This window comes from Paeniglutamicibacter terrestris, from assembly GCF_012271785.1.
In the GTDB taxonomy this organism is placed as follows: domain Bacteria; phylum Actinomycetota; class Actinomycetes; order Actinomycetales; family Micrococcaceae; genus Paeniglutamicibacter; species Paeniglutamicibacter terrestris.
Genome location: NZ_JAAWVT010000001.1, coordinates 25,692 through 49,690 on the forward strand (window position 1 = coordinate 25,692; position 23,999 = coordinate 49,690).

General features: G+C 58.5%; 21 protein-coding genes and 1 pseudogene. 8 read left to right on the forward strand and 14 right to left on the reverse strand.

Annotation, left to right across the window (positions count from 1 at the left end; translation table 11 throughout):
- Positions 1-73: 73 nt before the first annotated feature.
- Positions 74-991: a phosphatase PAP2 family protein gene (locus tag HED64_RS00120; protein ID WP_168150147.1), complete on the forward strand. Its 918-nt coding sequence runs from the start codon at positions 74-76 to the stop codon at positions 989-991.
- On the opposite strand, the gene HED64_RS00125 is transcribed toward HED64_RS00120, so the two are convergent.
- From HED64_RS00125 to HED64_RS00145, 5 genes are all read right to left on the reverse strand, one after another.
- Positions 964-2,163 (reverse strand): MFS transporter, encoded by a 1,200-nt coding sequence (locus HED64_RS00125; protein ID WP_168150148.1) that lies wholly within the window; start codon positions 2,161-2,163, stop codon positions 964-966. The two genes, HED64_RS00120 and HED64_RS00125, sit on opposite strands and share 28 nt — an antisense overlap.
- A gap of 21 nt (positions 2,164-2,184) precedes the next feature.
- A complete protein-coding gene (locus HED64_RS00130) occupies positions 2,185-3,084 on the reverse strand; it encodes an MBL fold metallo-hydrolase (RefSeq protein WP_342590613.1) in 900 nt (299 codons plus the stop codon).
- Positions 3,085-3,493: 409 nt separating this feature from the next.
- Positions 3,494-4,933, reverse strand: a complete 1,440-nt coding sequence (locus HED64_RS00135) for a dihydrolipoamide acetyltransferase family protein (protein ID WP_168150150.1) — start codon at positions 4,931-4,933, stop codon at positions 3,494-3,496.
- Positions 4,930-6,030, reverse strand: a complete 1,101-nt coding sequence (locus HED64_RS00140) for an alpha-ketoacid dehydrogenase subunit beta (RefSeq protein WP_168150151.1) — start codon at positions 6,028-6,030, stop codon at positions 4,930-4,932. Before HED64_RS00140 ends, HED64_RS00135 begins: the two co-directional genes overlap by 4 nt.
- Positions 6,027-7,190, reverse strand: a complete 1,164-nt coding sequence (locus tag HED64_RS00145; RefSeq protein ID WP_168150152.1) for a thiamine pyrophosphate-dependent dehydrogenase E1 component subunit alpha — start codon at positions 7,188-7,190, stop codon at positions 6,027-6,029. Before HED64_RS00145 ends, HED64_RS00140 begins: the two co-directional genes overlap by 4 nt.
- Positions 7,191-7,416: 226 nt before the next feature.
- Between HED64_RS00145 and HED64_RS00150 the strand changes: the two genes are divergently transcribed.
- The 3 genes from HED64_RS00150 to HED64_RS00160 all read left to right on the forward strand — a co-directional run bounded on the left by HED64_RS00150 (position 7,417) and on the right by HED64_RS00160 (position 10,222).
- Positions 7,417-7,866, forward strand: coding sequence for an Lrp/AsnC family transcriptional regulator (locus HED64_RS00150; RefSeq protein WP_132358861.1), 450 nt, complete (start codon positions 7,417-7,419; stop codon positions 7,864-7,866).
- A 97-nt stretch (positions 7,867-7,963) separates the two neighbouring features.
- Positions 7,964-8,902: an alpha/beta hydrolase fold domain-containing protein gene (locus HED64_RS00155; protein WP_168150153.1), complete on the forward strand. Its 939-nt coding sequence runs from the start codon at positions 7,964-7,966 to the stop codon at positions 8,900-8,902.
- Positions 8,903-8,944: 42 nt separating this feature from the next.
- Entirely contained in the window at positions 8,945-10,222 is a 1,278-nt protein-coding gene (locus tag HED64_RS00160; RefSeq protein WP_168150154.1) for an MFS transporter, read from the forward strand.
- A gap of 87 nt (positions 10,223-10,309) precedes the next feature.
- On the opposite strand, the gene HED64_RS00165 is transcribed toward HED64_RS00160, so the two are convergent.
- The 6 genes from HED64_RS00165 to paaA form a co-directional block, all read right to left on the reverse strand.
- Positions 10,310-11,089: an enoyl-CoA hydratase/isomerase family protein gene (locus tag HED64_RS00165; protein WP_168150155.1), complete on the reverse strand. Its 780-nt coding sequence runs from the start codon at positions 11,087-11,089 to the stop codon at positions 10,310-10,312.
- Between the two features lie 84 nt (positions 11,090-11,173).
- Positions 11,174-12,370 (reverse strand): 1,2-phenylacetyl-CoA epoxidase subunit PaaE, encoded by a 1,197-nt coding sequence (paaE, locus tag HED64_RS00170; RefSeq protein WP_168150156.1) that lies wholly within the window; start codon positions 12,368-12,370, stop codon positions 11,174-11,176.
- A complete protein-coding gene (paaD, locus tag HED64_RS00175; protein ID WP_168150157.1) occupies positions 12,367-12,852 on the reverse strand; it encodes a 1,2-phenylacetyl-CoA epoxidase subunit PaaD in 486 nt (161 codons plus the stop codon). Before paaD ends, paaE begins: the two co-directional genes overlap by 4 nt.
- 16 nt (positions 12,853-12,868) lie before the next feature.
- A complete protein-coding gene (gene paaC / locus HED64_RS00180) occupies positions 12,869-13,729 on the reverse strand; it encodes a 1,2-phenylacetyl-CoA epoxidase subunit PaaC (protein ID WP_168150158.1) in 861 nt (286 codons plus the stop codon).
- Positions 13,726-14,019, reverse strand: a complete 294-nt coding sequence (gene paaB / locus HED64_RS00185) for a 1,2-phenylacetyl-CoA epoxidase subunit PaaB (protein ID WP_132358875.1) — start codon at positions 14,017-14,019, stop codon at positions 13,726-13,728. Before paaB ends, paaC begins: the two co-directional genes overlap by 4 nt.
- A gap of 3 nt (positions 14,020-14,022) precedes the next feature.
- Positions 14,023-15,012 carry a 1,2-phenylacetyl-CoA epoxidase subunit PaaA gene (gene paaA / locus HED64_RS00190; RefSeq protein ID WP_168150159.1) on the reverse strand — a complete coding sequence of 330 codons (990 nt, stop codon included), beginning with the start codon at positions 15,010-15,012 and terminating at the stop codon, positions 14,023-14,025.
- 2,971 nt (positions 15,013-17,983) lie between these two features.
- Between paaA and HED64_RS00195 the strand changes: the two genes are divergently transcribed.
- Together HED64_RS00195 and HED64_RS00200 are read left to right on the forward strand one after the other, a co-directional pair.
- A complete protein-coding gene (locus HED64_RS00195; RefSeq protein WP_168150160.1) occupies positions 17,984-19,066 on the forward strand; it encodes a hypothetical protein in 1,083 nt (360 codons plus the stop codon).
- A gap of 87 nt (positions 19,067-19,153) precedes the next feature.
- Positions 19,154-19,396 (forward strand): hypothetical protein, encoded by a 243-nt coding sequence (locus tag HED64_RS00200; RefSeq protein ID WP_168150161.1) that lies wholly within the window; start codon positions 19,154-19,156, stop codon positions 19,394-19,396.
- 922 nt (positions 19,397-20,318) lie between these two features.
- Here HED64_RS00200 and HED64_RS20230 read toward each other — a convergent pair.
- From HED64_RS20230 to arr, 3 genes and pseudogenes are all read right to left on the reverse strand, one after another.
- A pseudogene (locus HED64_RS20230) lies at positions 20,319-20,633 on the reverse strand (alpha/beta hydrolase fold domain-containing protein); the annotation flags it as partial.
- Positions 20,634-20,950: 317 nt separating this feature from the next.
- The gene (locus HED64_RS00210) at positions 20,951-21,124 is read right to left on the reverse strand and encodes a hypothetical protein (RefSeq protein ID WP_168150163.1); all 174 of its coding nucleotides are present in this window, start codon (positions 21,122-21,124) and stop codon (positions 20,951-20,953) included.
- Positions 21,125-21,256: 132 nt separating this feature from the next.
- Positions 21,257-21,667, reverse strand: coding sequence for an NAD(+)--rifampin ADP-ribosyltransferase (arr, locus tag HED64_RS00215; protein WP_168150164.1), 411 nt, complete (start codon positions 21,665-21,667; stop codon positions 21,257-21,259).
- A gap of 561 nt (positions 21,668-22,228) precedes the next feature.
- On the opposite strand from arr, the gene HED64_RS00220 reads away from it, so the two are divergent.
- Both HED64_RS00220 and HED64_RS00225 read left to right on the forward strand, forming a co-directional pair.
- The gene (locus HED64_RS00220) at positions 22,229-23,275 is read left to right on the forward strand and encodes a methionine ABC transporter ATP-binding protein (RefSeq protein ID WP_168150165.1); all 1,047 of its coding nucleotides are present in this window, start codon (positions 22,229-22,231) and stop codon (positions 23,273-23,275) included.
- Positions 23,266-23,985 carry a methionine ABC transporter permease gene (locus HED64_RS00225; RefSeq protein ID WP_168150166.1) on the forward strand — a complete coding sequence of 240 codons (720 nt, stop codon included), beginning with the start codon at positions 23,266-23,268 and terminating at the stop codon, positions 23,983-23,985. The genes HED64_RS00220 and HED64_RS00225 overlap by 10 nt, the downstream gene beginning before the upstream one ends.
- Positions 23,986-23,999 lie beyond the last annotated feature (14 nt).

Sequence of the window (23,999 nt, forward strand, 5' to 3'; positions counted from 1 at the left end):
CGAAAAACACCAATCGTTCGGGTGGGATAAGCGCCACGTTTCATGCCGTTGAAGCCGCATATATGACACCCTGATGGCAATGAGATCATCCATTTCACCTCCCCCAACGGCCTCCGCAGGCCGCGCGTTGTTCCTGTGGTGTGGCGCATTAGTGCTAGTTGCTGCTGCCTTTGGGGTGACCTTCGAGTTTTTTGTCCGCACCAAACTCGGGCAATGGATCGATGAAGCAGCATTGCTAGGCGGGCAAGCATTCCTCGCCGCTGACAAGCCTCGCGCCTCGGCGCTGGCCTTCCTGGACCATATGCCAGCTGTTTCGGCATTGCTCGCGGGAGGCTTCGTCCTCATCGCGCTCATCCGCCGCCGGGATTTCTTGCGCCCGGGTGTGGCCCTCATGATGATGCTTGGTGCCACCGGATCCACGCAGCTGCTCAAGCACGTGTTGTTGGAGCGCCCGGATTTGAACATCTCCGCGGCTTCCGTGAATTCCTTCCCCTCGGGGCACACCACCTTTGCCGCCGCCTCGATGGCAGCGATCTTCATTGTTAGCCCTCTGGCACACCGATCCTGGGTGGCGTTGCTGGGCTGGATTTATGCGGCAATCGCTGGAGCGTCGACATTGGTCTTGGGTTGGCATCGTCCAAGTGACGTGATTGCTGCCTACCTCGTGGTGGCTTGGTGGTGCATGGTCGCGGGCCTGTTCCTACATCGTCTCCATGGAAAACCCGAGGCACCGCGAGACGCCGAACGGATCATTCCATCAGCAGCAGGTCGCCTGCTGTTGTTTGCGGGCGTGGCTGGCGCCCTCGTGGTCTTGTTGTTCTTGTGTGCCGCACTATCGATGCCGCACCCCGCCATCGGGACGCTTGGATCCGTCCAGCTGCTATTTTTCCTTGTCGTGGGTCTTGCCTTGATTCTGGGTTCAGCCATGCTGGTGGGCATGTTGGTCCATGGGATATTTAATCGTTACGGCGCACCCATTCGTTTCCGGTAGGTCCGAGGAATGAAGTAGGCAAAGATTCCGGCACCCGTGAGCGAGACAGCACCCACTGCCACAGCTCCGGTGCCCAGGGTAGCAACGGCGACAAATGCCGCAAGTACCACCGGCCCTGCCATGGCACCGGTGTCAGACATCAGCCGCCACAGACCCAAGAACTTGGCTCGTCCCGAAATCGGCGAATAGTCTGCGCCAAGCGTCATGACAATTCCGGAACCAATGCCATTGCCGAATCCCAACAACATCGCCACGGCCATCATCGTCGGTACGCTGTGTGTCAGCGGCAGTAAGAACAGTGCCACAGCCATCACTGCCATGCACGGCACCGCGACCCAGACGCGACCGCGCTTATCCATGACCTTGCCCGCTGGATAGAAGATGAGCATATCGATGGCACCAGAGACACCGTAGATCAGGGAAATGGTGGCAGCATCTAAGCCGATATTTTCTCCCCACAACGGCAGCACAACCTGACGGGTGGCCCGCACCGCGGAGATGCACACAACGCCCAAACCGATTCCCAACAAGATCCGCCATTGATCCTTGGCGATCGAGACCATCGATCCACCGGATCGTGTTTGCCCAACCTCCACCGCGGCCCGCGACTCCAAGTCCGGAATTCGCAGGCAGACCACCGCGGCGATCGCCATGGCTGCCATGGCCACCCAAAATGCACCGGCGATGCCCAACCATTTCATGGCCAGGGTAGCGGCAAAGGGTCCGATGAAGACACCAATGCGCATCACTCCGCCCAATGTCGACATCGCCCGCGCCCGAAATTCTAGGGGCACTGCCTCGGCCAAATAGGACTGTCGAGCTAGGTTGAAGACGGCCCCGGCCATGCCAATCATCGTGACGCCGACGGAAAACACCGCCAAGTTTGAGGGCAGAATGCCCAGCCCCATGCCCAGCGCAGCCCACCCGGAGGCAACCACCATCGACAGTCGCTCACCGATCTTCGTCGTGAGCATCGCGGCTGGAACATTGGAAATCAACGAACCAACGCCAACCAGAGTCACAATAAGTGCCGCGGTGGCCAAGTCGGCACCGCGTTCCAGGGCCGAGAGAGCGATGATCGGCGTTACGGCGCCCAGCCCCAAGCCGTAGAGGAGCGACGGGGAATACACCTTCACAGCGATCCGACGCAGGCTGAAGGGTTGTTCGCTCATGCCTTCATCCTACGCAACAGGTTAGGGCCGTATTTCAACTAACCTTTGTAAGAAGATCGCCGATTGTTCAGGACCGTAAGGGAGAATCTGCAACTGATAAGCGGTGGGGTCAAAACGTCCGGCCGGCCGTGATGCGATGATCTCCTGGCCTTCCCGAATGGCAGCAATCATTTCCCGGTGCTGCAAACCCACAAATTCCTTGTCGACCACGTGGCCGTGCCCCGGTACCACCACCGTGTCAGAGGAACATTCGGCTTCTAAGGCGCCCAGTAGCGTGGACCAGGCAAAGGGATCCGCATCCTCGAAGTTGGGCGGGCCACCTTGCTCCACCAGATCACCGGTGAACAGGATATTGCCGCTACGCACCAACAAGTCCCCGCCGGTGTGCCCTTGGCCCCGCCCAAAAATTTCCAAGGTCACAGAGCCGAGGTCCAAGGTAACACCAGATTCGTCAACGATGTTTTTGGGAACCAAAATACGCGAATATTCTCCCTTACCCATCGCCATTTCTGGTTCTAGGAAGCGCACCAGCTGTCGTTCAGCTTCACCCCTTTCTCGCAGATGCTCGGCCGCCTCGGCGCTGATGTAGAAATCTTGAACCCCATGGGCGGCGAAATAGCTGTTGCCGAAGGCATGATCACCATGAGCATGGGTATTGACTACCACTAACGGCAGATCGGTGATCTTGCGGATGGCCTGATAAAGTCCGCCCGCTTCCCGCGGCCCGGAGCCGGTATCGATCACCGCGGCCCGTTCCTGACCCACCACTAAACCGGAATTCATGTCGAAGCCACGGTTGTGTAGGCGCCAGCACGATGCGGAGATTTGTTCCACCACGGGCATTAGGTGTTGCGGCATGAGAGGTCCCCATCTTTCTTGTGCCGAGTGAAGCGGTGTTACGGCTTTAGACACATTCTGCATGAGAACCCGCCTAAGCAAAAACCATCCTTGGGAACCACCGTCGTGGTGCCCAAGGATGGGATGCCGTTGCCCAGCGTTTCGGGTTTTAAGGCACGGTGATTTTCACGGTTCCGAAGGGAACTGATTCATCTACATAGGCTTGCTCGGAATGCCCTCCGAGGCCGCGAATGTGAACGCCAAATTTTCCCTCCGCAACTGATTCCAGAAAGACTGGCATGACGGAGTCGACGTGGTATTCGTCTTTGCCTTCAAGATACTGCTCGTATTCAACAGGTAACTTGTTCATGGGTTCAGGATAGAGCCGAAGTTCCACCGATAGAAGGGGCAGCCGCAAAAGCTAAATGCCCATGGTTCAGCGATCTTCACGATCGCTGAACCACGGGCATCGACTCCGGCAGAATTATTGCTTTTAGAGATCAGCCAGCACCGAAGCAGGATTTTCGATGGCGTCGGCGACAAAGCGTAGGAAGCCAGCGGCCGTACCGCCGTCACAGACTCGGTGGTCGAAGGCCAGCGTCAATTCGGTCATCTTCCTGACCGCCAGTGCCCCATCAACTACCCATGGCTTATCGAGGATCCGGCCAACACCGAGGATGGCAACCTCCGGATAATTGATGATGGCTGCCGAGCCGTCCACACCGAAAACACCGTAGTTATTCAGGGTGAAGGTTCCGCTGGTCAGTTCGGCGACGGTGGCCTTACCGGCGCGGGCAACTTCTGTCAGCCGAGACAGTTCCTTATTCAGTCCACGGGCACTGAGGTCCTGTGCATTACGAATGGACGGAACCATCAGACCCCGGTCGGTTTGCGCTGCGAAACCCAGGTTGATGCCGTCGAATCCAATAATTTCGGCGTCACCTGCGGCGTTGTGCTCGATCCGAGTATTCAACTCCGGGTATTTGATGAGCCCAGCAATCACAAAACGGGCAATGAAAGCTAAGAGGCCCGGAGTGTTTTCCGGGTCGCTGGTTTTCATGGCAGAACGCATCTGCAGAAGATTGGTGGCATCAACATCAACCCACACCGTAGCTTCGGGAATCTCGCTTCGCGAGCGACTCATGGCAGTGGCGATCGCCTTTCGTACCCCGGCGATGGGGGTGCGCGTGGCAACAGGCAGCCCCGAGCGCGCATCGATTCCGCTCACTGGAGACGCACCGGACGCGATCCCAGAATCCTTAGCCGTAGCGTCCTCTGGCGACGTGTGCTGAGCGGGCGACGATGCAGCTACAACTGTTGCGGGTGCGGCGGTGGCCGTGGCAGCCTCGATGTCCGAGCGCAGAATGAGGCCATCGGCCCCACTACCGGAGACGTTATTGATGTTTATGCCGCGGTCCCGAGCCAGCTTTCTGACCAACGGCGAGATGACCAGGGCGGCGCTGCGGACGGAGGACTGAAGCACAGCACCGTTTCCATCCGACGTGGTCATGCTGGATCGCGGTCGGCGCTTGCGTTGTGTGGCGGCAAGCCCTTCCGGTGTTCCATAACCGATCAAGACGTTGCCCGAACCCTCGCCTTTAGGAGCGACGGCGCCGGCACGTTCTTCCTCGCGGTAGCTTTGCGCCACCTCACGAACCGCCGGAGCGGCAGCGGGGCTCGGCGCGCTGGAGCCAGCTTCGAGGACAGAGAACAACGGGGCATCTACCAGCATCATTTGGCCCTCGGCTCCGTGAAGCTCGTGGATGGTCCCGGCATAGGGACTGGGCACCTCCACCATCGATTTGGCCGTTTCGACCTCCGCAACGGGTTGGTCGATTTCGATGGTGTCGCCCTCGGCAACCAGCCAGCGCACCAGTTCGGCCTCGGTGAGGCCCTCGCCTAGGTCCGGCAGCAAAAAGGTTTTGACGCTCATGCCTTTTCCTCCCATTGCAGTGCATCAACGGCATCCAGAATGCGGTCAACGGATGGCAAATAGTACTTTTCCAATTTGGGTGCCGGGTACGGGGTATCGAATCCGGTGACGCGCAGTACCGGGGCGGCCAAGGAGTGGAAGCAGCGTTCCTGGATGCGCGCGACAATCTCGCTGGAGACCGAGGCAAAGCCCGGAGCCTCGGCGATCACGACGGCGCGCCCGGTCTTGCGCACCGACGCGCAGATGGTGGCATCATCCAACGGCACGATGGTGCGCACATCAATAACTTCGAGGCTGCGGCCCTCCAGGGCCGCGGCTTCGGCTGCGGCCATGGCGGTGGACACCGAGGGTCCGTAGGCGATCAGGGTGGCGTCGGTGCCGGTGCGTGCGATGGCGGCCCGTCCCTCGGTGGGAGGCACAGCAGCGGTTTCGTGCGAGATACGCAGCGCCTCCAGGTCGACCTGTTCCTTGGTCCAGTACAACTTCTTGGGTTCCATGAAGATGACCGGGTCCGGGGAATCGATGGCTTCGCGCAGCATCAGGTAGGCGTCGGCCACCGTGGCCGGGGTGAACACCTTAAGTCCCGGGGTATGGGCGTAGTAGGACTCGGAGGAGTCGCAGTGGTGCTCCACTCCCCCGATGCCGCCGGCATAGGGGATGCGGATGACCAGGGGTAAGGGCATCTTGCCCTTGGTGCGGTTGTGCATCTTGGCGACGTGGGAAGCAATCTGCTCGAACGCCGGGTAGGCGAAGGCATCAAATTGCATTTCGATCACCGGACGCATGCCGTTCATGGCCATACCAATGGCCATGCCCACGATGCCGGATTCGGCCAGCGGGGTATCAAAGCAGCGATTGGTGCCAAAGCGTTTGGTCAGGCCGTCGGTGATCCGAAATACTCCACCGAGAATTCCGACGTCCTCGCCGAAGACCAAGACTGAATCCGTCGAGTCCATGGAATCGGCCAGGGCGGTGTTCAGCGCCTTGGCGAAGGTTACCGGCTGGGTTCCGGTGGTGGCCGTGCGTGCAGCTGCCGCTGCGGTGGCCGCGCTGACATTGCCGTTAGCCGCCGAGGATGTCGTTGCTGTGGCGCTCATCGGGTCTCCTCTTCGCGGGCGAGTTCGTCGGCAAGCATGGCTGCCTGCTCGGTGAGTTGGGTGGTGGGTGTCGAAAAAACGTGCGCAAAGAGATCTGTCGGATCCGGGGTGTTCTCCGAATTCATCCCATCGCGTAGCGTCTGGGCCACTGCCTCGGCGCTTGCGGTGATCCGTGCTTCGGTGGCATCGGGAAGCAACCCGGCGTCCAAAAGATAGCTGCGCATTCGGGCGACCGGGTCCTTGGCGATCCAGGCTTGGACCTCGGCGTCCTCGCGGTATCGGGTGGCATCGTCGGCGTTGGTATGTGCCTGCATGCGGTAGGTATGGGCCTCGACCAGCAGCGGCCCATTACCTTCTCTGGCGAGGCGGACGGCCCGGCGAAGCACCGCCAACAAGGCGATGAGGTCGTTGCCGTCTACCCGTTCCCCGGCCATTCCGTAGCCGACGGCCTTGTGGGCCAGCGACGGGGCAACTGACTGCGCGGAGAGCGGTACGGAAATCGCGTACTGGTTGTTCTGTACGAAAAAGATCACCGGCACGTTGAACACCGCAGCAAAGTTCAGCGCCTCGTGGAAGTCGCCTTCACTCGTGGCTCCGTCGCCGCACATGGCCAGCACCACGGTGTCTTCGCCGCGCAGCTTCGCAGCGTGAGCAACTCCGACCGCGTGCAGCAGCTGGGTGGTCAACGGCGTCGATTGGATCGAAACCTTGTATTTTTTCGGGTCATAGCCGCTGTGCCAGTCACCACGGAACCCGGCCATGACTTCCATGGGGGCAACACCCTTGGCCATCACGGCCACGGTGTCCCGGTAAGTCGGGAACATCCAGTCGTTCTCCCCCAGACAGAGTGCGGCGGCGACCTGCGCTGCTTCCTGTCCGTGGCTCGAAGGATAAACAGCCATGCGCCCCTGGCGCACGAGAGCGGAGTTCTGGTCGTTTACGCGACGGCCGATGACAAGTTGTTCATAGGCATCCACCAGCACCTTGGGACTAGGTAGCGGGTATTCATGGCCCGGTTCAACGCCTTGTTCCCCCGCAGGGTGCAACTTGCCATTGATATCGAGCATGTGAATTTCGGTGCGGGCGGGCAGCATGTAGTCCTCGGGGGTGATGCCGAATTTGCTGCTCACCTGCTCAATTCCTTCGCGTGGTTCGGTCATCGTCACGGTTCACGCCTTTCTGCGCTATTCACGTCCCGAGGTGGCCTACGCCACATGGTACGTTGATGTCATTTCTTGACTCAAGTATGGGTTTTGGAGCGCAAATGTATCCAGCTTGTTCGGAAATTCTGGATATCTGCGCATGGGATCGCTACTCTTGAAGACGGATTGAAAATGTGACCGTCGCTACATGATGGTTTTTGGACAAAGCAGAAAGAGGCATTTGATGGAGACTCCCCCGGTTCGACTCGACGAGGTGGATCGTCGGATCATGGAGGAACTCACCAAGGACGGTCGACAGTCGGTAACCACCGTCGCGCAAAAGGTCCACGTTTCCCGAGCTCACGCCTATTCACGCATCAATCGGCTCCAGGATGAGGGTGTCATCACTCGCTATACGGCCGTCATTGATCCGCTGCGCGCGGGGCTTCGCGCCAGCGCCTACGTCACATTAAAGTTGCGCCAGCATTCTTGGCGAGAGATGCGTGAACGACTTTCAGCGATGCCGGAGGTGCACCACATTGGTTTGGTCGGCGGGAACTTCGATGTGATTTTGCTGGTGCGCGCTCGGGACAACGTTGACTTGCGTCGCGTCATCTTCGACCAGCTCCAATCCATGCCGGGTGTGCTCGACACGCAAACCTTCCTGATTTTCGAGGACGTTGATACCCGCTAGTCTGTCCGAGATAACACGTAAGCGCCGCGTTCAATACTGAGATGGTGCGGGCAATCGCCATTAGGCGATCTCGCAACTTCCCGCCAAGGAGTACTTAATGTCCAGTCTTGCCAGCCGATTAATACCGCCACTATTGACGGTTCTCGGCTACCGTCGCCATTACATCAGCGTGCAGAATACCTCGAAGCTCGTTGCCGATCGCCAGTTGCGTCCGCAACCCTACGGTCCACCACGGCGTGCCCTGAAAGGCGTGTCCATTACGGTGGACCATGACCGCGGATGGCCCATTTACAGTGTGGATCCTGCCGAAACCTCTCCACAACAACACATTGTTTATGTCCACGGCGGCGCATGGATCAACCAAATTGCCCCTCAGCATTGGCAGCTTGTCGCCGAGCTGTCCACTGCCACCAGCTCGCAGATACTGGTCCCCATCTATCCGTTGGCACCCCAAGGAACAGCAGCGAGTGTTGTCCCCCGGATCGCGGAACTACTTCGCAGCCTCTGCGAAAAACACGGCGCGAACAACGTCTCAGTGGTGGGCGACTCCGCAGGCGGCCAAATCGCGCTTTCAGCGGCCCTGCTACTTCGAGATGAGCAGGTGGCTCTGGCCCACACCGTGCTGATCGCTCCCGCGCTGGATCTGAGCCTGAGCAATCCGGAGATTGACACTGTGGAACCACTTGATCCATGGCTGGCCCGGCCCGGTCTGCACACGGCGGTGGATCTTTGGCGTGATGGACTCTCATTGACGAACCCAATAGTCAGCCCGCTCTGCGGAGACCTGTCGGGGCTTGGCCCCCTCAGTGTATTCGTCGGTACCCGAGACATCACCAACCCGGACGCCAAGCTTCTGATCGCTAAGGCCCGTGCCGCCGGGGTGCCCACAGAATTTCATGAGGCACTGAATATGGTCCATGTCTACCCGCTGCTGCCGATCCCGGAGGGAAGGCACGCCAGAGGAAGAATGGCAGCCCTGCTGCGCGGCGAGCCACAAGCCGAAGCGACAGCCGAACGACCAAAATCCATCAGGTAGCATCGGGAAGACCGTATTCAAGCCCACTAAAGATCGGTTGCCATGAGCCAGCAACAGGACCCGGCGCTGGAGAGCGTCGCGCCGGCCCGCCTGCGTAGCCGACCGGGCTTTGGAACCCTCCTAGTGTCGGTGGCCTTTGGCGCCGTCGCGTCTGGTGTCCTAAACGTTGCCAATGATCTGGTGGCAATTTACGCCTTGGGTGCCAACGCGACCCAGATCGGGATCCTCAACGCCTCCGAATCGGTGGCATTCCTGTTTCTGGCGATTCCTGCAGGAATCATGCTCGATCGGGTTAACCGCATCAAGACCATGATGTGGGCCCAGTTGGCTGGCGGGCTGGCCATATTTTCTATCCCGCTGAGCTGGATGCTGGGTGTCTTGAGCTATCCGCAGCTGGTCGCCGTCTCATTCCTGGTCGGAGTGGCGGGCATGCTGTGGTCCATGGGTGCGGGCGCTGCCATACCGGGACTGGTCGGACGCGAATTGGTGTCGACCGCCTATGCCCGGAAGGAAACCATCGATACCTCGGTGGGTATCATCGCCCCGGGGCTGGCAGGTGTTCTGGTGGCCATCATGTCGGCACCGTTCACTTTGTTGGTGGCCGGAACGGCTAATCTTCTGGCCGCCGCGACCCTACTGTGGGGATTCGGTAAAAAGACCGCGGCCGCGCTTCCCGCACCGGATTCAACACCTCGGATCGGCTTCAAACAATCCTTCGCTGAGGGGTTACATTTCACCCTGAAACACCGAACCATTCGTGCGCTCATTTCCTCCTCGGCAATCACCAACATGGGCTTGGCCTTCGGCTCGGCGGTAGAGACGCTCTACTTCGTGAAGATCTTGGGTTTCACCCCGCAGGTGATTGGGTTGGTCATCTCCACGATTGCCATCGGTGGATTGCTCGGCTCCTTGATGGTGCCCGCGCTGGTGTCCAAGCTGGGCGAAGTCAGGGTCCTCGCCTTATCGGTAATGACTCTGCCCCTGGCTGTGGCCTTGATTCCGCTGGCCGGTAGTTTGGTGGGCATCGGCCTCATATTGGTCATCGCCCACTCGGTGCTCTACAACGCGCTGATGGTTAGCTACAACGCGACGGCCTATGGATTGCTGGCCAGATTCGCCCCGGACGAGATGATGGGACGCCAGCAAGGGTTCCGGCTCGTATTCACCATGGGCCCCGTGCCAGTGCTGGGGATCATTGGCGGGCTGGCCGGTGATGGGCTTGGCCTGCAACCGGCTATGTGGATCTGGGTAGCACTGACGGCTTTTGCTGCTCTGCCGCTGCTTGCATTGCCGCGCTCCGGCACCCTCATAAAAGGCTAGGCCGGGAATCAAAGACGGTACAGGAACAGTGGCAAGCGCTCGGTGCAGGGTTCATCCACTCTGGAGCGTAGCCTTCAGGACTAGGGCTTAGCCCTTGAAGATCGGCTTCCGCTTTTCCTGGAACGCCAAGAATCCCTCGGCGTAGTCATCGGTGGCGCACAGATCGGCCTGTGCCTGATTCTCTTCTTTCATCGATTCCCACAGGCCCAACCGTTGGTCACGAATCTGGGCGACCAGTTCCTTAGAGACCCGGAAGGCTTCGGTGGCACCGTTGGCTACCTTGGCCACGATCCCGCGGGTGCTTTCCAATAATTCTTCTCCGGCCATGGCTCGAGAGAAGAGCCCGGAGGCCACAGCGTCGGCACCGCTGATCAGCTCGGCGGTGTAGATCAGATCAAGCGTGCGGTGCGTGCCCAGACGCTCGGTGAACAGCCAGTGTCCGCCCGAATCCAGGGTCGCGCCGAGGTTGGCAAAGGGAGAACCGATCTTGGCGTTCTGTGCCACGTAAACCACGTCGGTGGCGATCGCCAGACCCAGCCCGACACCGAGGCAGGCCCCTTGCACCGCGGCGAAGGTCGGAGCGGGGAAGGAAGACATCTTCGCCAGCAGCGGCTGCACCTTGCCGCCGAGATAACCCATGACATCATCGTCTGCAGGAACCACCCCCGAGATATCGCGTCCGGCACAGAAGCCTCGGCCCTCGCCGCGCAGCAGCAGGGCCCGCACCTGACCGGTTTCCACGCCCTCGGCGGCCTCGTCGTAAGCGGCAGCAAGTTCATCAAGCGCGGCCACGTTCAGCGCATTCATCTTTTCCGGGGCGTTGAGCACGATCTCGGCCACGCCGGCGGTGATGTTCAGTTCAATCATGATGGTGTGTTCACTCCAGTTGGTGATCCTATGCCAAGGATCCACCCGCAGCTGCGGATGGATCCTTGGCCTGGTGTAGCGCGGCTAGGCGTCGTAGTCGACCAGGACGCGTTCGGTGGTGGGGCGCGACTGGCAGGTCAGCACGTAGCCCTTTTCGATTTCGTCCGGCTCCAGGGCGTAGTTCTCGTCCATGTCCACGGCGCCCTCGACGACCTTGGCACGGCAGGTGCCGCACACTCCACCGGCACAGGCGAATGGAACATCCGGACGGACCCGCAGTGCGGCGTTGAGGATGGTCTCACGGGCATTAACCGGGCTCTTAACCTCGCCCTGCAAGCCGTCGAGTTTAAACTCAATCTGGTAGGTCTCATCCGCCTCGTCAATGATGACCGGGCGGCCAATGTTTCCCTCCGGACGGTTGGGTTCCCCGGTGGTGAACAGCTCGAAGCGAATTTTTTCCGCCGGCACGCCCTGGGCGGCCAGGTTATCGCGCACCAACTGGACCAGCTCGAAGGGACCACACAGGAACCACTCGTCCACCTGGTCGGTGCGGATGACGGCACCGAGCAGTTTGTTCAGCTTCTCGGCGTCGATACGTCCCGAGAGCAGTGGGGAGATGCGCTGTTCACGGCTCAGCACGTGGTGCAGGGCAAAACGGGCCGGATACCTGTCCTTCAGATCGGCCAGTTCCTCTAGGAACATGACGTCCATCGAGGCCTTGTTCGCGTAGATGAGGTCGAAATGCACGTTCTCATTGGCGGCCAGCACGGTGCGGGCGATGGCCATGACCGGGGTGATGCCCGAGCCTGCAGCAACGGCCACAAAGGTATCTTCGGTTTCCACGTTGATGGATTCGGGATCATTCATCCCGGTCATCTGGTGCTTGGAAATGAATCCGCCGGTGGGGCTCATGACATCCATGGTGTCTCCGGCCCGCAGTGACTCATTGGCCCAGGTGGAGAAGATCCCCCCGATGTCGCGCTTGATCGCCACATGAATGGCCCCGGGGGTGGGCACTGCGCAGATGGAGTAGCTACGGCGTAGCTCCACGAGGTTTCCGTCGGCGTCTTCGAGTTCCTTGCGCAGAGCCACGTACTGGCCCGGCAGGTAGTCATACTGGCCGGCGAGGTCCGCGGGGACCTCGAAGGTGACCTCGATGGCATCGGCGGTGAGCCGGCGAACCTCGGCGACGCTCAGGGTATGGAAGGTGGTGCGGCGTCGGCCCGGCAGCTGCGGATCTGTGGTCTCGGTCGCGGTCAGGGCGGGTGTCGTGTCTGTCATGAGAGCACCTTGAAGTAGTCGAAGGGTTCCAGGCAATCCTTGCATTGGTACATGGACTTGCAGGAGGTGGAACCAAAACGGGAAAGTTCTTTAGTATTCAGTGAGTGGCATTGCGGGCATTTCACGCCCAGTCCCAGAGTTACAGGCCCACGGTGGCCAGTTCCGGTGGGCGGGGCGATGCCGTAGGCCTCGAGCTTGGCCTTGCCCGAATCACTCATCCAATCGGTACTCCAGGCCGGAGAAAGGACCAAGTTGACGCGGACCTTCCCAAACCCGGAGGCCTTGAAAACGGTGCCAAGGTCCTCGGTGATCGCGTCCATCGCCGGGCATCCTGAATAGGTGGGGGTGATGGTGACAACTACGGTGTCGTCCTCTAGCTCCACGTTGCGCAGGATCCCGAGATCCGCGATGGTGAGCACCGGGATCTCGGGGTCGGTAACCCGTGCGGCGATCTCGCGCAGCTCGGTGACGGTGGCAATCATTTTTCGTGTCCTTTGCTTACCAGCTGGCGCCGGGGTGCTTACGCGCCAGTACCTGCATTTCGGCCAGAATGAAGCCCAGGTGTTCGGAGTGTTCGCCGCGGCGGCCGCGGGCCATCGCGAAGGGAATGGTGGGCAGCGCCAGTTCGGCATCGGCCAGTACGGCGGAGAATTCCTGATCCCAGGCCGCGCGCAGGGTTGAGGGTGCCACGGCTACGTCACCCAGGGTTGCGTGCAATTCCTCGTCCTCGAACATCTCCCCCACATAGGGCCACAACACATCTAAGGCGTGGCGCATGCGGCGAGCCGATTCTTCGGTGCCCAAGCCGAGGCGCAGGGTCCAGGCGATGGCGTGGTCGCGGTGGTAGTCGACCTCCTTGACGGCTTTGGCGCTAATGGCGGCAATCGTCGGATCGCTGGATTCCAGCAATGCCGTGTACAGCAGGTGCTGGTAGATGGAGATGATCAGCTGGCGTGCGATGGTCACACCAAAGTCGCCGTTGGGCTGCTCGACGATGTGCAGGGAACGGAAGTCCTCCTCCTCGCGCCAGTAGGCCAGATCGTCCTCGGTCTTATCCCAGACCTTCGCGGCGTAGGAAAGGAAGGAACGGGCGTGACCCAACTGGTCCAGGGCAATGTTGCCCAGGGCGATGTCTTCCTCAATCTCCGGACCGCGGGAGATCCAGTGCGAGAGCCGCTGGGCCAGAATCAGTGCGTCGTCTCCCAGCCGCAGGGCGTATTCGGCCACCTGTTCGCTGGGTTTAGCCTGCGCGATGGCAATGTCTTCGGGGCGCAGGGCGTTGCCCGGGGTGACTCGGGTGGCCGAGGCGGTGGAGTCGCCGAAGCTATCGAGCGAGTGGTCAATATCGTGTGTGCTCACAGGTGCTTCACGCCTTCGCTCTTGGTGTAGTAGGTGGCGTGGCGGTAGTCCTTGCCCTGCGGCGATTCAAAGTACATGCCCTTGGCATCCGGGTCCGAGGCAATGATGTCCGTGCTGGCCACAACCCACAGCGAGATGCCCTCGTTGCGTCGGGTATAGAGGTCGCGCGCGTTCTTCAGTGCCATTTCCGCATCCGGTGCATGCAACGATCCGGCATGGACGTGAGAGAGTCCGCGGGAGGAGCGAACAAATACTTCCCAGAGCGGCCAGGTACCGTTTGTATCCGTCATAACCTATGCAACCTCAGTCTTTCGAGCCATCTTTGCCGCATATGCGGCTGCTGCTTCGCGCACCCAGGCGCCTTCATTGTGTGCATCGCGTCGGCGCTGCAGGCGTTGTGCATTGCACGGTCCGTTGCCGGCGATCACTGCCTTGAACTCAACCCAGTCCAGATCCATGTGGAGCCAGGTTCCGGTCTCCGCATCGAAGCGGAGATCGGGGTCGGGCAGAGTCAGGCCCAAAATTTTGATCTGTTCAACGATCATGCCCACAAAGCGTTGGCGTAATTCATCGTTGGAGAAACGCTTGATCTTCCAGGCCGTGGACTGCCCGGAGTTCGGGGAATCGGAATCCGGAGGTCCGAACATCATCAGCGAGGGGGCGTAGAAGCGGTTAACCGCATCTTGTGCCATCTTCTTCTGCGCCGGGGTGCCGTTGGAGAGTTCCAAAAGGATCTCAAAGCCTTGACGCTGGTGGAAGGACTCTTCCTTGCAAATGCGCACCATGGCTCGGCCGTAGGGTCCGTACGAGGCACGGCACAGCGGAACCTGGTTGGCGATGGCTGCACCGTCGACCAACCAACCGATGGCGCCCATGTCCGCCCATGATCGTGCCGGGTAGTTGAAGATCGAGGAGTACTTGGCCTTGCCGGTCATCAGCTGGTCGTTTAGTTCATCTCGAGGGGTGCCCAACGTTTCGGTTCCCGAGTAGAGGTAGAGCCCATGACCCGCTTCGTCCTGGACCTTGGCCATCAAGATGGCCTTGCGCTTCAGGGACGGTGCCCTGGTAATCCAGTTGGCTTCGGGCTGCATGCCGATGATCTCGGAGTGAGCGTGCTGCGACATCTGCCGCGTTAAGGTCTTGCGGTAAGCCTCGGGCATCCAGTCGCGCGGCTCAATGCGCGAATCTTCGGCAATGATCTGATTAAACCGATCCTGCCCTGCTTGCTCCTCAGGAGAAAGTACTGCGGATAGCCTTCCGCCGCCTTCTTGCTGCGTAGCCATAGAGCTCACCTCACTGTGACAAAGAATTATTTACTGACCGTTCGTTCAGGATATGCGGACGATCACCTTTTCGTCAATCAGATCCCGCCGCCCGAGCCGTTTTACTCCATTACAAGCACGGCAAATTCACTTCACCCGAGGCAACGCGCTGGCTTACCTTCTTCGCGATGGAGATTTCACAGCGAGGGCTGACAGGCATTTGTGCGTCCACGGCCACTGAATGCCACTTGGACCGAGCGCCGCAACCAGAACCTCCTCAGCGGGGGCTGGTCATTCGCAGATTTGTCGAACCAATAAGGCCGCCGCATCGTCGGCAGTAGGCGTGCAGGATCAATTCCTGCACTTCAGCTCGATCGCGGAAGTCTTCTGTGGTCCGATTTCGACACTCCCCAACTGGCAAGGAAGGTACTAAGCCAGCCGATTTTCCGTCAGACTTCTTCGAATAAATCTACTTTTGCAACGAGAATAGGCAGCTTCCCCTCCCGCCATAAGATTCCAAAAGGACAGTTCAAGTACTTGAATTTTGGAGTAAAATCGCCCGGATAAAAATTAATCGGTGATATATGTGCGACACGCAAGCTTGATTATGTATTAGTAATGGACAATCTTCCTCATGACACAACGTATCTATGGGGCGATTTCAGGACTAACACTAATTTCGCTGCTCTTGGTCTCCTGTACTGGCGTCTCTACGCCAGCAGCTACTGCCCCTGCCGAAATGACAGGCAGTTCCCCGGTTTCACCCGACTCTGCCGAATCGACGGCAACTGATATCTATAAGATGCATTCGGATTCTGTCCAGCGTCTCGCCAAGTCAAGCCAAGTAATCGGCGAGGTAGAGAGTATTGGGTCAATTGAGTTGCCAATCGGTGACGTGCCTACTGGATTCGATTCAGTCGGATTCATGGTTTCATGCGAAGATTCATCATCGTGGGACATCGTTCTTAGCAGTGGAGTAACGATTGGCGCTAGTGACTGCGGAGCTGACGCAGGCGGAATCGCTAGCGTGTCCATACTGCAAAGGGAGCTGAACGCTAGAGAAGTGCATCTCGAACTCGGCGAGAACGTAAAGGCCTGGACAACAATTTTTGCCACTAATGAATCCTAACGGGCGTACACCTGCCTACCCCATTTTTCGATTGGCGTCCGAAACGGTGCGCCGATCGAGGGGCGATAATAGCTGGAAAGATGGGCTTCCGGTGTTCTGGACGCGAAATCGCGGTCCGGAGTACTGCTAGTCGGGCAATCACCTTCCAACTCTTCTATGCTTCGAGTCAAGCAATAAGCGTTTGAAGTTTTCTTGAGAGTTGCCAGCCGATAACGCGTTCAAGGCACCGGCGGATCTCCTTCCGGGTTTTATCCTTCGCGGTCCGCCGCTCCACATATTGCTTCGTTTCGGCGTCGTACTGCATCCGCGTCCGGGCAATCGTGCGCAGTGCCTTGTTCAGTTGCCGGTAATCTCTGCGGTTGAGCCGATGCCGGACGGTGTTGCCCTAAGATGCCGGGGACGAATTGACACCGGCGATGCCCGCAAAGGGTGCCTCGGAACGGAGCCTTCCGTGGTGGGAATAAATGACAAGCACGACGGCCGAGGTCACCGGGCCCAGACCTTGTAAATCCATCAACCCGGGCGCCATGTCCTCGACAACGTCGGACGGCTGGGTCCTGTTGGCTTCTATTTCGGGGTTGAACGCACTGACGGGACGGGCCAGACGACGTGCCTCATCGCGCGACCCGGTCAGCCCGACTGTCCTAGGACCTTGCCCGCTAGGCAGGAATGTTGCGGATTTGGGCGTCGCTCAGGGCTCACGGGCATAAGCACCCAGTGCGGCGGTTCGGACAATCGCGGCCAGCGCAAAGCAGATGGCTGACCGTTGGCGATCCAACATCCTGCGGGCATCCAACAGGATCCGCAAGGCGTTACGGTCACCGTCGGCTCGAGACTCGAGCAGGGACGCAGCCTCGATGCCAAGAGCGGACTCTGTACTGCTGCCACCACATCAATTGCGTCGGACTTCCCCTGCCCGACGGGACGTCCTGCGTGGGGGCCGCACGTCACAAACCCTGATCCCGGCATCCCGGAGCGTCCGTGTCAAACCGGCACCATAGGAACTCGGCCCCCACGGAAATCAAGACCTGTCCGGCTCCGGACCGCTTGTTCATCCAGTTGGTGGCCCGGCTGATGCCCGGCGGGCTTGTCGAAAACGTTACAGTGTCGAGGACTTGTCCAGTTGGCGAGGCAAGGATGGCGTAGGTGTGGGTTTTTCGGCAAAGGTGTCCACGCCTACTGCATGGGTGCATTTGTTGGCCAAGATGGTCATCTCAGGTACTCACTTTGGACCTGCATTTATAGCGTTGATTCGGGAAGAATCACGCCGAGGCAGTTCTCTATCGAGTCACGGCCCAAACAAATTGGCGGACCGGACAACCTTCTGTCAGGCCATCGGAGCGGGCCAGAAAGGTGCAGCCCCGATCTGGCGGACAGGTCAGAAGTAGGACATTGCTTTGGCAGGTCAGAAAATGAGCGAGTCAGACCCGGCCGGGGTAGCCCCAGTCTGCCAGCTAGCCCCGAGCCGGCCAATACCACTAGAGAAAATGACAATATCCGATCATGGTTCCCATTCGAAATAGTGCGAACCAAGAGTCAGTGGGTTTGGCGTTGGGACATCTAGCTCCGAAAAAATGCCACATCTAGCGTTGAAAACCACAGCCGGGGCTTTCCATTTCCTAATTAACTGGTCAAAAACGATCGACTTAGGGAGATTTCGTTGATCTGGAACCGTCGAACGGTATCGCGGAAACACAAAATCGAATAAAATCTCCATCAGCTTGGCACAACATAGTCATCCAATACATCAATTTGACAAGTTTTCGCCTAAAAACACTAGTTAGACCTTGATTTATTTACATAATTCTGATGAAGTAATCCCTGAACTTTGCGAATCTCGCCGTTCTTAGAAGAAGGAATTCGATGAAATCCAATCAGGTTAGGGCTGGGGTAATCTCCTTGGCTCTTGCGGTCAGTATGCTAGGTACCGCCGGACCGGCAAATGCAATTCCCGACAATTCCACGGAGATGACGACACCGAGCTCAGTCTTGGCAGAAGTCCCAGCGCACGACATTGTCGATGCCGATCCAGCTTCAAGCGTCGACGTCAAGGAAGAGGTATCGGAGTTAACGCACAAGGTGCAGCTCGAAACTCCCGCACTCGAGCAGTCCACAAGTCTCACCATCGACAATGGCAGTAGTTTTGATGGCAGCAAAGACGGATTTGCCGTCTTCCATGACGACGAAGACGACTCAACAACCATGGTGAGAGCGTCTAATGACGGAGGCCAGGTTATATTCGCGGCAAACTCCAAGACCGGACTCCAAGACTTCAAACTGGAATTCGACAAGAACATTGAAGACACCACCGATCTCGGCAACGGCGAAGTAGGGGTGCGCTTCGTTGACGGAACATCTATAGCAGTCCAAGAACCTTGGGCGCGTGATGGGCAAGGGCGAACACTTGCGACAACTCTCGAATTCTCGGATAACGCGATCATTCAGAACGTCGAAGTGCCAAAGAACGCTTCATACCCCGTTGTGGCAGACCCCGCCTGGAAATACGCCTACAGCTACAATCTCTACAAAAAGAACCCCTACAAGGTCCGCGCTTTGATGAAGAAGCCAGGAAAGTTTAGCGCCATCTTCCCAGTATCGGGAGCCCCAAAAAACTTCCCGACGAAGAACCAAAAGCTTCCACTTAAAGTCGCAGGAATGAACTTTGCCTGTACCTTCCAGAAAGAATTTTGGAGCGATGGTCGTAGCGGCAGGAATTGGGGATATCAGTTCGCTGCCGCCAAGGGACATGTGGACGGAATCGGCTCTACTATCAAATTCTCCATCGTGGAGACGGCCATACTTTCAGGAAATCCCGGAGAGAACCGCCTGTGGGTAGATGCTTACATCAAAAATGACAAGCCTGGGGGCGTTCCAAGATCTGTGTACAAAAATGGCGCGTATACCAACTGGAGTGGTTTTGCCGCCAAAATTCGAGCTTTCGCCTAGATAGGATAAACAACGACGCCTAACTAGAACACGGCGCTGCATCAGGAGCTTAGAACGATCCTCACAAGAACAAGCAAGGGTGACCAATTGGTGGCATCCAGCTCACAGGCGATCAAGGACAGGCCCACGGTTACGCTTGGCCTCTCGACGGGCTTCACGCTATTGGTTTCCGCCGGAATGCTGTTCGCGCGATACGTGGTGCATGCGATGTTCTTCACGATCACCTCCTTCAACGTGTTCGTAGTCGCTTTCCTTTCTGCCCCATTGTTTGCGCACGTTCAAATCAGTTGGCCGACCCGCGCTGCTGTCCTTGGGACGATGATCGGTTGAGCGCTTTCGGCACCGATAGGAGTGCTCTTCGACAGAGCCTCTAATATCGCGGGGGCTGGATGACCCCTTTGAGTTTCTTCCTGTGACGTGGTTGTGGTCATTGATCTCGCTTGTGGTTTTCGTGGTGGTCTCCGGGGTAAGGCAGCGTATTCTGATTCGCGATCATTACTGACCCTGAGACAACGAAGAACTAAATAATAACCATTGATTATAAAAATGGGGCTTCCTTAAATCTCTTTCAGTGGGAAAAGGAAGCCTCTTTTGTGCAAGGAATGATTCTAAAATGCATCAAACACAAGTAAAATAAAATCACTTTTGAGACTCACAACCGTGACTTAAGAGGCATGACAGGAATCAATCATTACTGGTCAGTGGTTCCTATCAGCAAATTCCTGTGGGTAGATATTCCAAGGATTGGTTCGGAAAGAAGTCTTTTCATCCTTTCCCTGACGCCAAGGCCAGTCACCTTCCAAGTCGCCCGACACGGAGTCTTCACAACGGATACGTCCGGCCTGAGACTTATGAGTCCACTGGGCGACATGCTGCCTGTGGGTGTACTTGGTAGTCATTCGCGCCGGGCAATCGAGAACTATCATTTCTCCCTGCCACCCAATAATTTGAGCATGAATCGTCGCTCACCGATGGTGCATTCAACGTTTCCTCTGCGGCCGGTGCAGTGCCGAGGACTGCCGACATAAGTGCTGACGACTTCGGAAACTGACAACTGGTGAAGTGGACGATGGAGAAGAATGCAGTTTCCGTGCAGCAATTCTGACATGCCGGTGTCAACAACACTCGGCTGCAATCCCGCGGGATTCTGTGGGAGTGCAGCCGACTTCTGACACCTATATAAACCCTGAAAGGCAGGCTGAGTTGAGACTCCGCCCGTTGCCCTTCTCGGTGGTACATTGTTGCCCGATGGTCATATCAGCGATTGGGTATCTGAGGAGTAGCGCGAAGGTGACATCGAGTCTTCAACGAGCTTTGTTGCAGCTAACAAGGCAATCGCGCCTCCTGCACTGTTATCAGCCAAAGCGACGCCATTCTGTGCCGAGCCACCTAGCTCGGATAATTGTTCCAATGCCCAGGTATAAGCGCTTACCGCGTCGTCCACAGCAGCGGCGCTGGAATTCTCAGGTGCGCGCCTGTAGTCCACGGCCAGAACTACTACGTCTGCCATTAGTGCCGGTCTCCGGAAAATTCCACAATGAGAGCTCAATTCTCCGACGACGAACCCGCCTCCATGGAGTTAGATCACCACAGAAGTTTCTTCAAGACTTGCCCGATACAGACGCAATCTCAACCCTGTATCAGCACCAAGGTCTTTGACGATAGGCACTTCGGGCCCAGAAATGCGCGATTTGGCGCGTGCCGCGGAGTCAGCACGAAGGACATACACGCCAACCTCAGCGCACGCGGGGCCTGGATTTTCCCGCACCTCGGCAATCCAGCTTTCCAATTCGCGATCAGCTAGGGCAGATGAAGTTGATCCATCAGGGCGGATCACTGAATTCCCCGAGGCTGACAATGTTATATTCGCCGGAAATTTCCCAGTCACTGAAGCACTGTTCTTTTACGTGTAACGGCGATTATTTCCGCGACAATGCCCAACACAATCAAGACCCATCCCAGGATCCCCAAATCCGAGAACGTGACGACAAGAGCACCGGAAACGACCAGAGCAATGGACAATATCAAGGCCACCTGCGACGTTCTACTAATACTCATATCCCCACCCTACAAGTCACCGACTGATGGACGTTGCCCCCCACGTATTGTCTTTGTACCCGATTCGCATAAGGAGTCACTCGTGCGCTCCAACCGAACAGCCAGCCGAGCCGGGCGCCAGAACTATCATCGTCAGTTGATGATTTCACCGCGCTCGTCGGCGCGGAGCTCCGCCAGGCGCTCTTTCCAGGCCTGCAGCGCCTCGGTCGTCTGTCGTGGCCAATCAGTAACCTCGCCAACAATCCTGAGCGGGGTTCTGCTGCGGTAAGAGCGGGTGGGGTTGCCAGGAAACTTCTTGTCGGTCACGTTCGGGTCATTCTCGAACGTGCCGGTCGGCTCAACCACGTAGACCCGAGGGGCGCCGTCACCCTGCGCGAGTTCTGCGGCGAGTCCAGCACCGTTCGGAAGCGCGGTGAAATAGATATGGTTCATCACGATCTCCGGACGATAATTCGAGCGAAAGCCCGCTTCAAGGAGCTCCCCTTCCCGGAGATCGGCTTTTGTGCCGTGAAAAAACGGTCCTTCATCCAAGATTTGCCTCACAGCGACAGTCTAGGCAGACACCATTCCCGAGAACAAGGCGGTAAATCCGACCAGCTCGGATGCAGTGCGCACACAGAAGAAGTGGCTGTTGGCGTTCCCCCATCTATGTAACACCCAATCCTGTGGCCATCTATGAGATTGGCCCGCTACGACTTGCGAGCGGGAAAAATTTTTGAGCCAACGACAACGTGACGGGACACGGCGAATCGAGGAAGCGCCCGTAACCGATAGTGCACAGTAACCGGCGGGCCGGTAACCACTCGCTCTCCGGTTTTGGCTGCTCCCTCCCCTGATCGCAGTAACACGTGCTGTCCTGCCGCGAATCAAGAATGAAGAAACATGTCGATGGTCTCAGCCCAACCGACATGAAACGCAATAGATCACGATGGATTGACCGGTCAACATGTCGTCATATTTCCTCACATGCCACGGCGTGACTTCACCGTAGCGGCGCCCTATCCCCCGACCGCAAACTATTGAAGTCCCCCGGAATTCCGAGCCACACGGAGCCGCCACACGAAAGGTGCCAAACGGCACCACGCCAGCATGAGAGCCGACCGCATGATCAGCCTGAAGAACCTCACCAAGGTCTACGGACATGGAGAACAGTCCCTCACCGTCTTGGACAACTTGGACGTCGACGTCGCAAACGGCGAAATTCTTGCCATCGTCGGCCCCTCGGGCGCGGGCAAATCAACGCTCGCCCAGTGCATCAACCTCTTGGAACGCCCGACCTCGGGTCAGGTGATCGTCAACGGTGAGGACCTAGCGCAGTTACCCGAACGCAAATTGCGTGTAGCCCGACGCCGCATCGGCACGGTGTTTCAGTCGGCGAGTTTGCTCTCCCGCCGCACAGCCGCCGAGAACATCGCCCTACCGCTGCAGTATCTGGGCGTCACCCCGGCAGAAACCAAGGCGCGGGTCGGCGAACTGCTTGAACGCGTGGGGCTCTCGCACCGCGCAAACCATTACCCCTTTGAGCTCTCCGGTGGGCAGCTGCAGCGGGTGGGCATTGCCCGGGCACTAGCCCTGCGACCGGCAGTCTTGCTCTCCGATGAAGCCACATCGGGCCTCGACCCCGAAACCACCCGATCCGTCGTCTCGCTACTGCGCCAGCTACGTGACGATCTGGATCTGGCGGTGGTGTTCATTACTCACGAAATGGATACGGTGCTGCACGTTGCCGACTCCGCCGCGCGTTTGGAAAACGGTCGGATCACCGAACAAGGATCGTTGGTGGACCTGCTTACCGACCACGACTCGGCTCTGGGACGCGCCCTGCAACCTCACCTCTCGCCGGCCGAACCCGAAGCAGGCTCAAGCCTCTGGCATGTCACCTACGACTCGCGAAAAGTACCCAGCGATTGGCTCCAGCTGGTCTCGGCCGAGTTGGGAGAACCGGTAGCCCTGCTGGCCGCCACCATCCAGAGCATTGACGGGACCAGCACCGGCAACGCCACGGTCGGACTCCGTGCCCCTGCGCACCTGGCCACCGCCGCCTTCGCCCGCCATGGGCTGCGGGCGATCCCGGGGGAACTCGCAATCGCGAACGCCGCGCTTGATCACTCGTCCGATACCCGAGCCACTGAGGATCTCCAATGGGCATAAACATTTCCTCGGCAGTCCAGGTTCACGCGCTGTCCGATACCGCGCTGGCCGAGTTGCCGTCACTTCTGGTTCCGGCGCTCGGCGAGACACTTGCGATGGTCGGCATCGTGATGCTCATTGTCATCGTGGTGGGAACCCCGATCGCCGTGGCGTTGCACAATATGGCTCCGGGCGGACTCTTCGAACGCCAAGGCACTTATTCGGTGCTCAGCTGGATCGTGAACATCGGCCGCTCACTGCCGTTCCTGGTTCTGATGGCGGCGATTGTCCCGTTCACCCGCTTCATCACCGGCACCAACATTGGCATTGCGGCAGCAGTCGTTCCCATGTCATTGGCTGGCATCCCCTTCTTCGCTCGGTTGGTGGAGAACTGTTTGCGCGATGTCCCGCTCTCGGTCACCGCCGCGGCGCGTGCCTCGGGCGGTTCGCCCCTGCAAATCATTCGCACGGCCCAGCTTGGTGAGGCAGTTCCAGCGATTCTGGGCGGGCTGACCATCAATACCATCGCGATGATCGAGTACTCGGCCATCGCTGGAACCATCGGCGCCGGTGGCATCGGCTACGTCGCCGTCACCTACGGTTACCAGCGCTTTGACAACACCGTCATGCTGGCCACCGTCATCCTGCTGATTCTCATGGTCACGATCGTTCAGCTCACCGGAGATGCCTTGGTGCGGGCAGCCACCCCGCATCTCAGCCGCCGCAAATAATCCCAGCACCATCT